The organism is Micromonospora sp. WMMD1082 (assembly GCF_029626175.1).
Classification (GTDB): Bacteria; Actinomycetota; Actinomycetes; order Mycobacteriales; family Micromonosporaceae; genus Micromonospora.
Genome location: NZ_JARUBM010000002.1, coordinates 1,950,733 through 1,964,275, shown reverse-complemented (window position 1 = coordinate 1,964,275; position 13,543 = coordinate 1,950,733). Strand labels below are relative to the sequence as shown.

Genomic DNA, 13,543 nt, shown 5'->3' with positions numbered 1-13,543 from the left:
GAGCGTAGCGAGGGGCTGCGATGAGTGAGCCGAGCCTGGTGCAGAGCGTCGACCACGTGGCGCTGCTGCCGGCGTACCTGGCCGCCGGGACGGCGGTGCTGGTGCTCCTGGTGGACCTGCTGCTGGCCCGTCCGGCGGCGACCGTGGCCGTGGCGGCCACCGGCGCGGTCGCCACCGCCGTCGGGGCGTCGGCGGTCGGTTCGGGGCCCGAGCGGCGTACGTTCTGCGTCGGCGCCGACTGCTCGTACGTCTTCGGTGGTCGGGCGGCCCTGGTCGGCGCGCTGGTGGCGCTGCTGGTTCTCGGGGTGCTGGCGCTGTCCGGGCCGATGCTGCGGGCCGGGCGCATTCCGGTGGGGGAGTTCTGCTTCCTGCTCGCCTGCTCGATGACCGGCGGCGTGGTGCTCGGCGCCGCCGGCGACCTGATTACCCTGATCGTGGCGGTGGAGGTGCTCACGCTGCCGCTGTACGTCCTGGTCGGGCTGCGCCGGGGCAACCTGGCCGGTGCCGAGGCGGCGGTGACCTTCTTCGTGGTCAGCGTGGTGGCCACCACGCTGACCCTGCTCGGCGCCGCGCTGCTCTACGCGGTCACCGGCGGGCTGCACCTGGAACGGCTGGGCAGCCTCCTGTCCGGCCGGCCGGAGCTGCTCGACCTGCCGCTGACCACGGTCGCGGTGACGCTGGTGGTGGCGGGGTTGGCGTTCAAGGTGGCGGCGGTGCCGTTCCACGCCTGGGCGCCGGCCACGTACGACGGGGCGCCGCTGCCGGTGGCCGCGTACCTGTCGACGGCGTCGAAGCTCGGTGGGGTCATCGCCCTGCTGGCCGTCGTGCGGCATGCGCTGCCGCACGAGGTGACCGGGCCGGTGCTGGCCCTGGTCGCCGCGCTCACCATGACCGTGGGCAATCTGGTGGCGCTGCGCCAGCGGCGTACCGTGCGGCTGTTGGCCTGGTCCTCGGTGGCCCAGGCCGGCTACATCCTCGCCCCGCTCGGCGCGCTGGCCCTGGCCGCCGACGGCGATGCCCGCACCGCCGCGTACGCGGCCGCCCTCGCGTACGCCGTCTTCTTCGTGCTGCTGGAGCTGGCGGCCTTCGCCGGCGTGGTGGCCCTGCGCCCGGCGGGAGCGGACGGCGGCACCGTGGACGACCTGCGCGGCGCGGCGCGTCGGCACCCGTGGGTCGGTGCCGGCCTCGCGTTCGCGCTGATCGGGTTGGCCGGGCTGCCACCCGGCCTCGCCGGACTGTTCGCCAAGGTGACGGTGGTCCGGTCGCTGCTCGGCGGCGGCGCGGGCTGGCTGGCGCTGGTGGTGGCGGTGAACGCGGTCATCGGCCTGGCCTACTACCTGCGGGTCGCCGCGCTGCTCTACGCCCCGGCCGGTGAGGCCGCGGCCCCCGCCGTGCGGCCGGCCCGCGCGGTGGCCGCCGCGCTGGCGGTGGCGACGGTGGTCGCCCTGGTCGTCGGCTTCGCGCCGCAGGTCGTGCTCGACCTGGCCGGAGGCTGAACCCGGTCACTCCTGGCGGAGATTCCCGATCCTGACTGTCATTCAGGTAACTCTCAGTCATGAGACGGATGGTTGGCGGGTACCGGTGTGTTGTACCGGTCAGCGGATTCCACGCATCCGTGCACCGAAGGAGTGATCGTGCACCACAACCGTCTGAAGACCGCCGCGCTGCTCGGCCTGCTCACCTCGCTGATCCTGGCGGTGGGCTACTGGTTCGGCGGCAGTGGCGGCCTGGTCATCGCCGTCCTCGTCTCGCTGGTGATGAACGGCGTCACCTACTTCTACTCCGACAAGCTGGCACTTCGCTCGATGCGGGCGCAGCCGGTCAGCGAGGCGCAGTTCCCGGAGCTGTACCACATGGTCCGGGAGTTGGCGGCCGAGGCGCGGCAGCCGATGCCCCGGCTGTACGTGAGCCCGACGGCCCAGCCGAACGCGTTCGCCACCGGACGCAACCCGCAGAACGCGGCGGTCTGCGTCACCCAGGGGATCGTCGAGATCCTCGACTACCGGGAGCTACGGGGAGTCATCGGGCACGAGCTGTCGCACGTCTACAACCGGGACATCCTCATCTCCAGCGTGGCGGCCGGTCTGGCCGGCATCATCACCATGCTGGCGAACCTCGCCCTGTTCATCCCGTTGGGCGGCAACAGCGACGAGGACGGCCCGAACCCGCTCGTGCTGCTGCTCACCATCATCCTGGGGCCGATCGCCGCGACCGTCATCCAGCTGGCGATCAGCCGGAGCCGGGAGTTCCAGGCGGACGCCTCCGGCGCCGCGCTGACCCGTGACCCGCTGGCCCTGGCCAGCGCCCTGCGGAAGATCCACATGGGTGCCCAGCGCCGGCCGTTGCCGGCCGAGGGCCAGCTCACCAGCACCGCCCACCTGATGATCGCCAACCCGTTCCGGGGCGGTGGGGTGGCCGCGCTCTTCGCCACCCACCCGCGGATGGAGGAGCGCGTCGCCCGGCTGGAGCAGATGGCGGGCCAGCTCGGCCCGGTCCGCTACCAGCGCTGATCCACCCCGTACCCAACCCGCACCGCCGCCCGCGTCCGGTCCGTCCGGCGCGGGCGGCGCGTCGTGCGGGCCAGGTGTGAGCGCGCTAACCGTACTGCCCGCCAGGTGCTGGGCGTTAGGGTCTAAACGACTCTCGCTCATTACATCTCGTGGAGGTCCGCTGTGGCTGGGCTGCGCCGGTATCTGGATGTCTGGCGGCTTCCCGGCGCACCGACGCTGCTGATCACCGGCATCATCGGGCGGCTCGGCATCGGCATGACGCCGCTGGCACTGCTGCTCGTGGTGGAACAGGTCACCGGCCGCTACTCGCTGGCCGCCGTCGCCGGTGGCTGCTACGCCCTCTCCGGCGCCGCGCTGAGCCCGGTGGCGGGGCGCATCGCCGACCGGATCGGTCCGACCCCGGTGCTGCTCGGCACCGCGATCGCCCACCCGCTGGCCCTAGTCGGGCTGCTCTGGTCGGCCCGCTCCGGCGCCGTCCCCTTCGGACTGATCCTGCTCGCCTCGGCGGTGGCCGGCGCGACGTACCCGCCGATGACCGCCGCCATCCGGGGCGCCTGGAACGATCTGACCAGCGTCGACTCCGGCCGGTACCACCTTCGCAACACCGCACTCGCCGCGGAGACCACCCTCTTCGAGGTCGTCTTCGTGCTCGGCCCGCTGCTGGTGGCCGGGTTCGTCCTGGTCGCCGACGCCGGGGCGGCACTGATCGGCGCGGCGGCGGTGACCCTGGTCGGCACTGTGGCGGTGGCGCTCGGCCGCACCATGCGCGGCTGGCAACCGCACGCCCGCGAACACCACGCCCGCGGTCTCGGCCCGCTGCGGGTCGCCGGCTTCCCGGCGCTGCTGCTCTGCGTGGCCAGCCTCGGCATCGCCTTCGGAGCGGCCGGAGTGACCGTCCCGGCGTTCGCCACCCGGTACACCCCGGACGACCCGGACAGCCTCGCCGGCGTGCTGCTGGCCGTCTGGGGGATCGGCAGCGCGTTCGGCGGGTTCTGGTTCGGCATCCGCCGGCCGGCCCGCAACATGACCCGCCTCTTCGCCTGGCTGCTCGCCGGGGTCGCGGGCAGCTTCGCCGTCTTCGCCATGATGCCGACGCCCGGCGCGCTGGGCGTGGCCCTGCTGGTCGGCGGTGCCATGATCGCGCCGGCCCTGACCCTGGAGAACACCCTGGTCGGGCGGATCTCGCCGGCCGGCATGCTGAACGAGGCGTACACCTGGGTGGTGACCATGTCGGTCGGGGCGAGCGCGGTCGGCGGCGCCGTCTCCGGCCTGATCGTCGACCACGCCGGCGGCGTGCCCTGGGCCTTCCTGTTCGCCGGGGCTGCGGTCGCCGTCGGGGCCGGGGTCGCCGCCCTGCCCGCCGGCCCCATCGCCCGCGCGGAGGCCGCCACCGTACGCCTCGGTGCCCCGGCCGCCGTCTGATGTGCCCATCGCGGGGTATGCGGTAGGCCGTGTTCGCCTTCTTCTCGAACCGGCTGGGTTGCCTCGGCTCGATCCTGGTCAGCGCGATCCTGACCGTGCTGTTGCTGCTGGTCTTCGGCCGCTGAACCCGACCCGCGCCGGGCGGCCGCCCGGCGGCGGTCGCGGTGCCGCAGGTCGGGTCAGGTGAGCCGCAACGTGGTCAGGCACGTCGGCGCGTCGTCGCCGGTGGAGATCGCCGTCTGGCCGACCTTCCCGTCGTAGCTCAGCCGGAGGGTGCCAGCTACGCCGCGCGGCAGCCAGAACCCCACGAACCCGTTGTCGAACGTGGTGCGCACCTCGTCGACGAGCACCCTGTCGTTCTGGTCCACGATCCGCACCTGCACGTCCTGGGCGGTCAGCTCGCCCTTGCAGGTGGTCAGCGAGTGGTAGAAGCAGTCGTGCGTGCGGTCCATATACGGTGCCACCGACAGGTAGAAGCGGTCCTGGGGAAGGCCGATGCTGAACTTCTCGTCGCCGCGCGAGACCACCAGTTCCTGCGGGCGAACCGATGCCGTCAGGTCTGCCGGCCGCTGATCGCCGCCCAGCCGGTCGAGGTGGTCGATGACCTCCACCGCGCTCTTCCCACCGAGGCCGTAGTCGGACAGCAGCGGGATGGCCTCGGCGGGCACCGACTCGCCGGGTAGCGACTCGGCAGGTAGCGACTCGGAAGCGGGCACGCTCGGGGTGGTGACGCTCGGGCTGCCGCTCCCGGTCGCGCAACCAGTGAGCAGCAGGGCGGAGGTCACGGTTGCGATGAGCAGTTGTCGTCTCACAGTCAGTCCTAACCGTTGCTCGGAACTCGTGCCAGCGCGGCGCCGTGGCGGCACGGCCGTGGCCGGGCCCGTCCCTCCGCGCGGGAGATCGCCGCCCTCCATGCTGCCCGCCCGTGCCAGCCCGGTATCAGGGCGAAGGTCCCGTCCCGGCGGGACGGCCGGTCGGACGCGCGGGATCTCCGAGTCGGCACGCGGCAGTTGCCGCCTGTCAGGATCCGTTCCCGGCGTAGCTCAGCGGTAGTTGGTGAACTGGTGAGAAACCGCCTGCCACCAGCCAAAACACGCCCATGATCGCCGCTAGGCCGTCGCCAGGCCGTCCGAGGGCGGCGCGAAGACCTTGTCGACCGCGCGGCGGGTACGGTTCTCACTCGTCGGCATGAGATGGGTGTACGTGCGCAGCGTGAAACCCGGATCGGCGTGACCGAGGTACTCCGACAGCGCCTTGACGCTCTCCCCGGCGTCGAGCAGGACCGAGGCGTAGAAGTGCCGCAAGGCGTGCATGCCGGTGGCCCGGGAAGGCTGGATGCCAGCAGCCGTCAGGGCGGGGTGCCAGTAGTCCCGGTTGAGCGTGTGGCGATCCATGGCGACGTTGGTCCGACCGTGGACAACCAGGTTGACCGTGACCGGCGAACCTCCCGGTACCTCCCAGGGCAGCGTCACCGATACGGGAGGGAAGTCCTCCAGGTGACGGGTGAGGGCCGCACCCACCGACGCGGGCAGTGGGACGTCCCGTGTCTTGCGTCCCTTGGGCAGTGCGTAGACGAGCCGGCTACCCACGATCTTCAACTGTCGGACGACATGCAGGGTGCCTTTGAGGAAGTCGATGTCCTCCACGGCCAGGGCCAGCACCTCACCTTGACGAAGGCCGCATCCCGCGCCCAGGTCGACAGCAACGCGGTAGCGCTCAGGCAGGCCGCAGCGGATGGCGAGCACCTGTTCCCGGGACCACGGGACCACCTTGCGGGGCGGCACCTTCGGCGGCCGGACCGTCTTCGCATGGCACGGATTCCGAGGGATACGGCCGTCATCGACCGCCGCATTGAGGATGGTGGCGACGTTGCTGTAGGCGACGACCCGGTAGGTGACCGCCAGGCCGAGCTGTTGCAACGAGCGGTCCAACTCCCGCAGGTGAGTCGGCAGGATCGTGGCCAGAGTCCGCCCGCCGAGGTAGGGCAGGATATGTCGACGTAGCCGCCGCTCCGTTGCCTCACGAGTCGACTCGTCGAAGGTCTGCGCGGCCAACCACTGCTCGGCGTACTGCCGGAAGGTCAGCTTCCCGGCGGCCGGGTCGATGTAGGTGCCGCGCAGCTTGTCCGACTCCACGGAGACGAGGAACGCCTCAGCCGCTCGCTTCTCCCGGTCGGGGAACGACTTCGACCGCTCCCGACCATCCGGTGCGATGTACCGGACCCGGTACCGAAGCCCCTTCCCATGAAGCGGTGTTCTGACCCGCTCCGACTTCCCCCCGGGGCGAGCAACGGTCTTGAACCAGCGGTCTTCGACGTGGGCCAACGATGCTCCTTCCCTCAGGCTGCGGCTTGCTGCTCGAACCAGGCCCGGACGGCGTCCGGGTCGTAGCGCAGATGTCGACCAACCCGACCGGCGGGTGGACCGATGCGGCGCTTACGCCAGGTGTAGAGGGTCTGGACCGGAACGCCGAGGTACGCCGAGACGTCGTCGACGGTCCAGAGCTTGTGTGACTGTGTGGTGGGCATGTTGTCTCCCGGGATCGAGGGGTCAGGCAGCGGCCGGCGCACTGCCGGCAGGGATGGAGCTGAGTTCGTGGGCGAGTTCTTCGCGGCCGGTGGTGCGTCGTTCGCGGGCGAGGGCGGCGGCGGTGGCGGCGAGGAGGGCGTCTCCGGTGGTGTGCCAGCCGACGCCGGCGAAGGTGAGGGTGCCGACGATCAGGGGTGTGTCGTCGTCGAGGTGGTCGGCAGCGCGCAGCGCGCCGGGGTGCTCGTCGGCCTGGTCGTGGTGCTCGTGTCGCCGGTAGCTGACGCGGGTGTCGCGCAGGAGTTGGAAGGTGACGGAGTAGCGGCGGGCCTTGGTGAGGAAGTGGCCGCCGAAGCCGAGCATGTGTGCCCATCGGCGTAGCCGGGCGTAGGGGTTGCTGCTGGCTGCGTTCGTCGGTTGGGTGTCAAGGCTGGCTTGACGGTGGGCGACACAGACCGGGCAGGCGGCGTAGCGGGTGTGGGTGCCGCAGTCGGGGCACTCCCAGGCGTCGATGAAGCCGGGCCGGGGTCGAGGTTCCCGGGGCCGCTCGGACAGCAGGACCGGGATGCTGGTGGGTCGGCCGATGCGCCAGCAGGCGTCGATGAGGCGGGCGGTGTGGTCGCCGTCGGGGTCGGCGTAGTCCCCGATGCTGTCGGTGGTCAGGCGGGTGGAGGTGTGCCCGGTGGCCTCGGTGCTTTTGGTGGCGTACTTGGCAAGGTATCCGGCCACCATGCCATCGGTGACCTCACCATGCCCGCTGGTGCTGATCGGTCGGACGTCGACCTGCTCGCCCCACGAGATCGGCCAACCGTCGGCCCGGTCGGGATGCGGCGGGGTGTGAAAGGTGATCTGTGCGGCGGCGTGCCGCAGCGCGTCGACCAGATCGGCGACATCGAAGCCGGACGGGGGTGGGACGACGGCGGTCGGGTCGGTGGGGTCAACACCGTCGAGGCGGGCGATAGCGTGGAAGTGCACCGCTCCCCGCGCCTGCAGTTCGGCGACCTTGCCGGGCGACAGCCGCACGGGTGGGACTCTGCGGGTGTTGCCGGAGACGGTGACGACCTCCACGCGGGGAACACCTCGGCGGCGGGCGAGCTTGGCCAGCCAGCGTTCCGCGGCTTGCTTGGTGCGGTGCCACAGCTCGCCGGAGAACAGGTTCCACACGACCTGGTGGTCGTGGTCGTAGCAGTCCAGGCACAGCGGCCGGCCGAGCACGGTGTCACCGGACTCATGACGAGCCCAACAGACAGCGGCGCGGCCGTGGGGGCAGAGTCCGGCGGCCTGGTCGGTGGCGCGGCGGGCGTGGCAGGGTTCAGGCCGGCAGTCACAGCGTCGCCGATCGCCGCAGGTGTGCTCGCGCACGATCCGGGCGTGGACGGTGCCGAACGATGGGGCGGTGAAGGTGGCGAACACCGCCGGATGTGCGGCGACCGTCTCGGGGACGCCTTTGCCGCCGACGAGGCCGGCGCGGAGCAGTTGGTAGGCGTCACGTTGGTAGGTGTGCGCGCAGGACGGGCAGACGGTTGCCCGGCGGTTGCCGCAGGCGGTGTAGATGGCGGCGTCGGGCATGGCGTCGGTGTGCCGCTGATCGAGGACCCGGCCGGTGGAGGGTTCGACGGTGAGGAGGTGGCCGGCGAGGCGGATGGGGCGGGTGCAGCCGGCGGCGGCGCGGACGTGGTCCAGCCACCCGTAGTAGTCCGGGCGGGTGGCGCGCAGGTAGGCGGAGCCGGCGGCGGTGTAGTCGTAGACGGGTTCGGTGGTGTCGGCGTTCGAGCCCACACCCCGGGCCGAAGCGCGGGGTGTGAGTTCCAGCGTCGACGCCATCAAGCCGCAACCCCGAGGGTGTGGGGGCGGGTGGTGATGGTGCGTTCGCGCACGATGATGCGGCAGGCGCCGCACTGGCGCTTGGCCGGCTCATGCCGGTGACAGGGAATCTGCGTGATGACGTTGCCGCAGCGGATGGTGACCGGCGTCCGGCAGGGACCGCCGGGAATGACGTCGACGATGGTGCGGCGGGTGTCGAAGGGATGCGGCTCCGAGTTGGCGGGACAGGTGTGGGTGACGTGCTCGATGTCGACGAGGTAGATGGTCATCGGGCACCACCGGCCAGGGTGGTGAGGAGCTGCCCGGCGGTGACCGGGGTGACGTCGAGTCGGTCGGCCAGCTCGGCGGCGGTGATGGCCCGTCCGGTGGCCTGTTCGTGCTGCACGGCCGAGAAGCGGGCCATCGGCAGCAGGTGGGTAGGAACGTCGACCGGCGTGACGGCCGGCACGGTGCCGGGCTCCGGCGCAACGACCGACGTGGGGACCGGAGTCGGTTCGGGTGCGGTGATAGCGGCCGGTGCTACCGGCTCAGTCACGGCCTGCTCGGCGGCCGGGACCCGGATCGGTTCGACCGGCATGGATGCCGGTGGCGGGTTGTCGTGGTGGACGGGGGCGAGGACGAGTTTGACCAGGGCCATGAAGGCCAGGGCGGGGATGGCGGAAAGGAACCATCCGGTGGGGCCGACTTTGCCGACGGCGACGCCGAGTTGGGCGGCGAGGGAGAAACCGGCGAAGGCCACTAGGAGGACGAGGGGGTAGCCGATGGGTCCGCCGTGGCGTCGGCGGCGGCGGATGATGAGCAGGCAGGCGACGGGGACGAGTTCGGAGATGACCGCGTTGGCCCATCCGAACCAGCCCGGGGTGTTTGCGGGGCTGTTGGCCATGGTCCAGTCGTGGACGTGGGTGAAGGAGGCGGCTCCGGCGGCGAGGCCGACGAAGATGACGATGAGGACCAGGACGACGCCCTCCATGCGTGCCGCCCACGAGGGCGGGTTAGTGGTCGCCATGAGGGATCACCTCCGGGAGGCGGTCGGTGGGGATGAGGTCGACGACGCCGGAGCAGTGGGCGCACATGATCGGCACCAGGCCGAGCGCGGCCATCTGCTGGCGGAAGCAGGGCAGGCAGGTGAAGTCGGCCGGGAACAGGCCTTCGCCTTCGCAGAGCTGGCAGCGGCCGAGGCAGGCGGGGCAGGGGATGTAGACGGGGCCGAGGATGTCGTGAATGCCGGCGGGGGTGTTCTGCTCGATGCACCACGAGCAGGAGTCGTTGAGGAAGCTCACGATGGGTTCCCTTCGTGGCAGTCGAGGCATTCGCCGTAGCGGCGGGGGATGTAGTAGGGCTTGACCTGGCCGCAGACACGGCAGGTGCGCCGAGCACGTAGCGCTTTGGCGATGGCCTGCCGTTGGGCGGGGGTGGCGGTGCGCTTCGGCTTGGCCCAATCGAGGCGGTAGAGGTAGGCGACTCGGCGTTGTTTGCGGTGTCGCCAATAGATCTGGGCGACCGGGTCATGACCACCGGGGCGGAGGCCGGCGGCGCGCAACTGGCGCAGGGTGGCCAGGCCGGTGGGGGCCATGCGGTAGGGGAAGGTGGGGAATCCGTAGCGGGTGCCGGTGGGGTCGTAGAACTCGACCCGGATACCGGTGCGGTTGGTCAGTTCGTCGAGGTCGCGGCTGCGCAGGTCGGTCACGGCTGACCACCGCCCCAGCGTTGTTGGGCGGCTTGGCGGGTGATGCCGAGCCGGTTGCCGATCTCGGCCCAGGAGTAGCCGAAGGCGCGGAGGCCGATGACGGCGTCGGTGATGGCCTGGTCGATGTCGGCGGACAGGTTGACGAGGTCGCGGAGTGCTTCCACATCGCCGGTGGCGACGCGGCGGCCGTGGGCGCGGATGATCCTGCGGGCGAAGGCGGCGAACTCGGTGTTTTCGACGACATCCCGCCGCTTCTGTCGCGGGACGGAGGGTGTCAAGGGCTTCTTGACGGTGTTCATCGGGTTTCACCTCCGGTGGTGTGGAGGTGGTCCCACTCGTCCGCAGCCGTCTCAAGGGCGGTGATGACCTGCTCGCAGGTGCGGCCGGGGCTGTCGTTCCACGAGTAGGGGGAGGTGTGTTCGTCGATGAGGTAGCCGTCTTCGTCGATGAGGAAAAGGGGTTCGGTGGTGTCGAGGTAGTCGACGAACGCGCCGAGTGCGGCGAGGTAGTCGCCCAGGGCGTCGGGGTCGAGTTGGGAGAAGTGCTCGACGCGGTGGCCGGCGGCGGCGATGCCGATGGCCCCGGCGGCGCAGGCCGGCGGGGTGGCCGTGGGGGTGTTGGTGGGGGCGTAGTAGGTGCCCTGGTGCCAGCCGTGCCGGCGCAGGTAGAGGGCGGCCATCCGTAGCAGGTCAGCGGGTGTGACCTGTGCCGGGGTGGGTGGGTTGTGGGTAGCCTTCATGGCAGCCACGTCCTTTCGAGGCTGTTGGTGGAGGTCGGCAGGACCAGCTCTGCTGCCAGGCGATGACCTGGTCCTGTCGGCCGATTCAGTGGTTGCGGAGCCGCAGGTAGCGGCGGTGGCGGGTGTCGTCACCGCCCATGAGCTGCGGGGCGGAGATGTAGACGAGTCGGCCCGTGGCGCGGGCGGCCTGGATCATCGCGGCCAGGCCCTCGGGACTGCCGACGATCCACATTTCGGTGAATTGGTTGAAGCGCTGGTTGCTGGCCTTGGCGTAGGCGCGTTCGCGGGTGGTCATGCCGCCATCCCCCAATCGGCGGGAGAGCCGGACGGGGCGGTGAGGGTGCCGGGCCGACGGATCCACGCGGCGTAGTCCGCGATGCCGGCGATCTGGGCGTCGGTCAGGTAGGCGACCTTGATCCGGCGGGGGACACCGCCCTCAGCGATGAGGTACGCGGCGCCCTGGTTGGTGGGGGCGATGTCGGTAGCGGAGTAGCCCTGCTCGGCCCACCCGTGACCCAGCACGATGTTCGAGCTGTTCGGGGTGGTGCAGCGGAACGCGGCCCGGTAGCCGAACAGGTCCCGCAACGAGGTGGGGATGATGTCGAACGACGGCCGCTGGGTAGCGGCCACGACGGGGATACCGGCGGCGCGTCCTCGGGCGACCAGGTCGCGCAGGAGGGCGACGAACTCTTCCTGTTCCTGCTTGGCGCCGACGGTGGCGGAGTAGAAGGCGATCTCGTCGACCAGGACGGTGATGACCGACAGGCGGTCGGCGGCGGTGACCTTGCGCCGGTTGTGGGCGCGCAGCCACGCGTACCGGTTGTTCATCACCAGTTGAAGGCGTCGCAGGACGTCCAACGCGGCGGGCATGTCGGGGCCGATGAACGCGTCGGCGGAGTCTTCCCACTGCCCCAGCTCGACCAACTTCCCATCCAGGAGGACGAGGCGAGAGTCGACGGAGAGGGCGGCGTGGGCGGCGATGCAGTTGAGCAGGCCGGATTTGCCTCCGCCGGGTTCGCCTCCGGCGAGGAGGTTGCGGTAGGCGAGGGTGATGTAGACGGGTTGGCCGAACTCGTCGATGCCGATGAAGATGGGGTCGAACATCGACAGGCCAGGACCCACCGGCACCGGAGCCGGTTCCGTGACGACGGACATGGGGTGCCCTCCTTCGGGCGTTAGTGGGCGCGAGAAGCCACACGAACGAGCCCGCAGGGCTCCTCGCGTCCAGGAGTGAAGTGGTGGGTTAGATCCAGTCGGAAACGTCGTCGACATCCGCCGACACGGCAGGAGTACTGCCGTTGGCGGCAGCGGCGGCAGGTTTGGCCGGCTTTCGATCACCCTGCTTGGGGAGGATGATGGTCGGGGCCTGCACGTCGGGCAGGTCCAGAGCGGTCGGCACCACCGCAGGTGCCTGCTCAACAGTCGGGGTGTCCGGGTCGATCACATCGACCAGAGGTGAACCGACCGTGGCGGTGAGTACCTCGCGGCGTTTGATGTCGAACCGCACATAGGCGGCGTTGCCGTCCGAGGCCCGTTCGATGAGCACGGTGGAGGCGTGACAGGTCACGGCGATCTTGTCGAGCCGGCCTTCCAGGTCCTTGGCCGACAGGCCGGGACGCAGGTACACCCACACCCGCTCGCCGACGGGGGTGGGGGTGGCCCACAGGATCAGCGGCAGCGAGCCGGACTGGTTGGCGATGATGAACTGCGCGAAACACACCCGCAGCCGATGCCGCACCACCAGGCACCACGCCCACGCGACGATCTGACGCCGGATGGGCGGAACAGCGGCCGGAACACCGACGACCAGGGCGACCACGAGCAGGGTCATCAGGGTGGGGGTGTGGGAGGCGAGCTGCACCCAGCCGACCAGGAGCAGGCCGACGAGGCCGATTTCCGGGGTCCACCACCACAGCAGCCGGATCACCGGCCAGATACGAACCAGCACCCACACGATCCCACCCAGGGGGACGCCGACGCCAACGGCGACGAACAGGGCAAGGATCGGGTGCATGTACGAAGCGGCCACCACAGCCGCGAGCAGACCGGCGACAGCGGCGGTCAGGACGAACGCCATCCGGGCATTCCTGGCCCAGGACCGGTGAACACGGGCCTCAATGACCGTCACCGTTCCCGTGCCTCTGCCACCGAAGGGACGGCGGGGGCTAGACTTGGACACGACGATTCCTCCCTTGCACAAGGGGTGGATGAGTTGGAGGGCACGGGGTCGGCAGATGTAGGAGTCGGACCGACCCCGCGCCAGCTCTAGCGGGGATGCCACCACCACAGGTGGTGACCGGACCGGGAGCGTAGGAGTCGGAACCACTCCCGGACCGTTCTTCAACTTGATGGATCAGCGGACCTCAGGCCGCTACGCGCGCAGGCGCGGATAAGACACCACGAGACGTCACACAGCACGCTGTGCGAGGGACTTACTTGGCCGAGGTACCAGCCTTCGGCTTCAGCGAGATCGCACGGAACGCGACGCCGTTGCGCCCGTTGGTCGCCCACGGGATGGCCTCCAACTGCTCGACCTCGATGAGCTGCCCCACCATCACGCTCGGCTTCTCACCCGCCGTGGTGATGGTGATGACCTCACCGCCGTTCTCGTCGAGAACGAAGACCTGGGTGGACCACATGAGCCGGCCCGTTCCCTTCTCCGACCGCTGATTGCCGTTCTGGTCGTTCTTCGGCTCCGGGTCCCTCGACACCGTCACCTGCTTCGCCTTGGTGTCCACGTACAGCTTCACGGCTGTCTCCTGTCTGTTGGGGCATCGCTTGCCGATGCACTCCTTGGTCTTCATGTCTTCATGAAGACGTGTAGACAACGTACGAC

17 protein-coding genes are annotated in these 13,543 nt (G+C 70.4%); 3 read left to right on the top strand and 14 right to left on the bottom strand.

Annotated elements, in window-relative coordinates:
* Window positions 1-20 precede the first annotated feature (20 nt).
* The 3 genes from O7615_RS09290 (at window position 21) to O7615_RS09280 (ending at window position 3,932) form a co-directional block, all read left to right on the top strand.
* Window positions 21-1,496, top strand: coding sequence for a proton-conducting transporter membrane subunit (locus O7615_RS09290; protein ID WP_278176967.1), 1,476 nt, complete (start codon window positions 21-23; stop codon window positions 1,494-1,496).
* Between the two features lie 138 nt (window positions 1,497-1,634).
* On the top strand, window positions 1,635-2,510 hold the full coding sequence (gene htpX, locus O7615_RS09285; protein WP_278176966.1) for a zinc metalloprotease HtpX: 876 nt from the start codon (window positions 1,635-1,637) through the stop codon (window positions 2,508-2,510).
* A gap of 162 nt (window positions 2,511-2,672) precedes the next feature.
* A complete protein-coding gene (locus O7615_RS09280) occupies window positions 2,673-3,932 on the top strand; it encodes an MFS transporter (protein WP_278176965.1) in 1,260 nt (419 codons plus the stop codon).
* Between the two features lie 179 nt (window positions 3,933-4,111).
* On the opposite strand, the gene O7615_RS09275 is transcribed toward O7615_RS09280, so the two are convergent.
* From O7615_RS09275 to O7615_RS09210, 14 genes are all read right to left on the bottom strand, one after another.
* Window positions 4,112-4,744: a CueP family metal-binding protein gene (locus O7615_RS09275; protein ID WP_278176964.1), complete on the bottom strand. Its 633-nt coding sequence runs from the start codon at window positions 4,742-4,744 to the stop codon at window positions 4,112-4,114.
* A 297-nt stretch (window positions 4,745-5,041) separates the two neighbouring features.
* On the bottom strand, window positions 5,042-6,256 hold the full coding sequence (locus O7615_RS09270; protein ID WP_278176963.1) for a site-specific integrase: 1,215 nt from the start codon (window positions 6,254-6,256) through the stop codon (window positions 5,042-5,044).
* 14 nt (window positions 6,257-6,270) lie between these two features.
* Complete coding sequence (locus tag O7615_RS09265) at window positions 6,271-6,459, bottom strand: helix-turn-helix domain-containing protein (RefSeq protein ID WP_278176962.1); 189 nt, start codon at window positions 6,457-6,459, stop codon at window positions 6,271-6,273.
* A gap of 22 nt (window positions 6,460-6,481) precedes the next feature.
* Window positions 6,482-8,281, bottom strand: coding sequence for a replication initiator (locus O7615_RS09260; RefSeq protein WP_278176961.1), 1,800 nt, complete (start codon window positions 8,279-8,281; stop codon window positions 6,482-6,484).
* Window positions 8,281-8,550, bottom strand: coding sequence for a hypothetical protein (locus O7615_RS09255; protein ID WP_278176960.1), 270 nt, complete (start codon window positions 8,548-8,550; stop codon window positions 8,281-8,283). Before O7615_RS09255 ends, O7615_RS09260 begins: the two co-directional genes overlap by 1 nt.
* Complete coding sequence (locus O7615_RS09250) at window positions 8,547-9,287, bottom strand: hypothetical protein (RefSeq protein WP_278176959.1); 741 nt, start codon at window positions 9,285-9,287, stop codon at window positions 8,547-8,549. Before O7615_RS09250 ends, O7615_RS09255 begins: the two co-directional genes overlap by 4 nt.
* Entirely contained in the window at window positions 9,274-9,561 is a 288-nt protein-coding gene (locus tag O7615_RS09245) for a hypothetical protein (protein WP_278176957.1), read from the bottom strand. The genes O7615_RS09250 and O7615_RS09245 overlap by 14 nt, the downstream gene beginning before the upstream one ends.
* Window positions 9,558-9,935, bottom strand: a complete 378-nt coding sequence (locus O7615_RS09240; RefSeq protein WP_278182029.1) for an RRQRL motif-containing zinc-binding protein — start codon at window positions 9,933-9,935, stop codon at window positions 9,558-9,560. Before O7615_RS09240 ends, O7615_RS09245 begins: the two co-directional genes overlap by 4 nt.
* A gap of 29 nt (window positions 9,936-9,964) precedes the next feature.
* Window positions 9,965-10,267 (bottom strand): hypothetical protein, encoded by a 303-nt coding sequence (locus O7615_RS09235; RefSeq protein WP_278176956.1) that lies wholly within the window; start codon window positions 10,265-10,267, stop codon window positions 9,965-9,967.
* Complete coding sequence (locus tag O7615_RS09230) at window positions 10,264-10,707, bottom strand: hypothetical protein (RefSeq protein ID WP_278176954.1); 444 nt, start codon at window positions 10,705-10,707, stop codon at window positions 10,264-10,266. Before O7615_RS09230 ends, O7615_RS09235 begins: the two co-directional genes overlap by 4 nt.
* Window positions 10,708-10,792: 85 nt before the next feature.
* Window positions 10,793-11,002 carry a hypothetical protein gene (locus tag O7615_RS09225; protein WP_278176953.1) on the bottom strand — a complete coding sequence of 70 codons (210 nt, stop codon included), beginning with the start codon at window positions 11,000-11,002 and terminating at the stop codon, window positions 10,793-10,795.
* Window positions 10,999-11,862: an FtsK/SpoIIIE domain-containing protein gene (locus O7615_RS09220; RefSeq protein ID WP_278176952.1), complete on the bottom strand. Its 864-nt coding sequence runs from the start codon at window positions 11,860-11,862 to the stop codon at window positions 10,999-11,001. The genes O7615_RS09225 and O7615_RS09220 overlap by 4 nt, the downstream gene beginning before the upstream one ends.
* Before the next feature lie 88 nt (window positions 11,863-11,950).
* Complete coding sequence (locus O7615_RS09215; RefSeq protein ID WP_278182028.1) at window positions 11,951-12,835, bottom strand: hypothetical protein; 885 nt, start codon at window positions 12,833-12,835, stop codon at window positions 11,951-11,953.
* Window positions 12,836-13,139: 304 nt separating this feature from the next.
* On the bottom strand, window positions 13,140-13,457 hold the full coding sequence (locus O7615_RS09210) for a hypothetical protein (RefSeq protein ID WP_278176951.1): 318 nt from the start codon (window positions 13,455-13,457) through the stop codon (window positions 13,140-13,142).
* Window positions 13,458-13,543: the final 86 nt, after the last annotated feature.

Bases quoted from the DNA above. Each gene is read 5' to 3' on its own strand.
- O7615_RS09290 (WP_278176967.1), top strand. From the start codon at position 21: ATGAGTGAGCCGAGCCTGGTGCAGAGCGTCGACCACGTGGCGCTGCTG.
- O7615_RS09255 (WP_278176960.1), bottom strand. From the start codon at position 8,550: ATGACCATCTACCTCGTCGACATCGAGCACGTCACCCACACCTGTCCC.
- O7615_RS09220 (WP_278176952.1), bottom strand. From the start codon at position 11,862: ATGTCCGTCGTCACGGAACCGGCTCCGGTGCCGGTGGGTCCTGGCCTG.
- O7615_RS09230 (WP_278176954.1), bottom strand. From the start codon at position 10,707: ATGAAGGCTACCCACAACCCACCCACCCCGGCACAGGTCACACCCGCT.
- O7615_RS09265 (WP_278176962.1), bottom strand. From the start codon at position 6,459: ATGCCCACCACACAGTCACACAAGCTCTGGACCGTCGACGACGTCTCG.
- O7615_RS09225 (WP_278176953.1), bottom strand. From the start codon at position 11,002: ATGACCACCCGCGAACGCGCCTACGCCAAGGCCAGCAACCAGCGCTTC.
- O7615_RS09235 (WP_278176956.1), bottom strand. From the start codon at position 10,267: ATGAACACCGTCAAGAAGCCCTTGACACCCTCCGTCCCGCGACAGAAG.
- O7615_RS09250 (WP_278176959.1), bottom strand. From the start codon at position 9,287: ATGGCGACCACTAACCCGCCCTCGTGGGCGGCACGCATGGAGGGCGTC.
- O7615_RS09260 (WP_278176961.1), bottom strand. From the start codon at position 8,281: ATGGCGTCGACGCTGGAACTCACACCCCGCGCTTCGGCCCGGGGTGTG.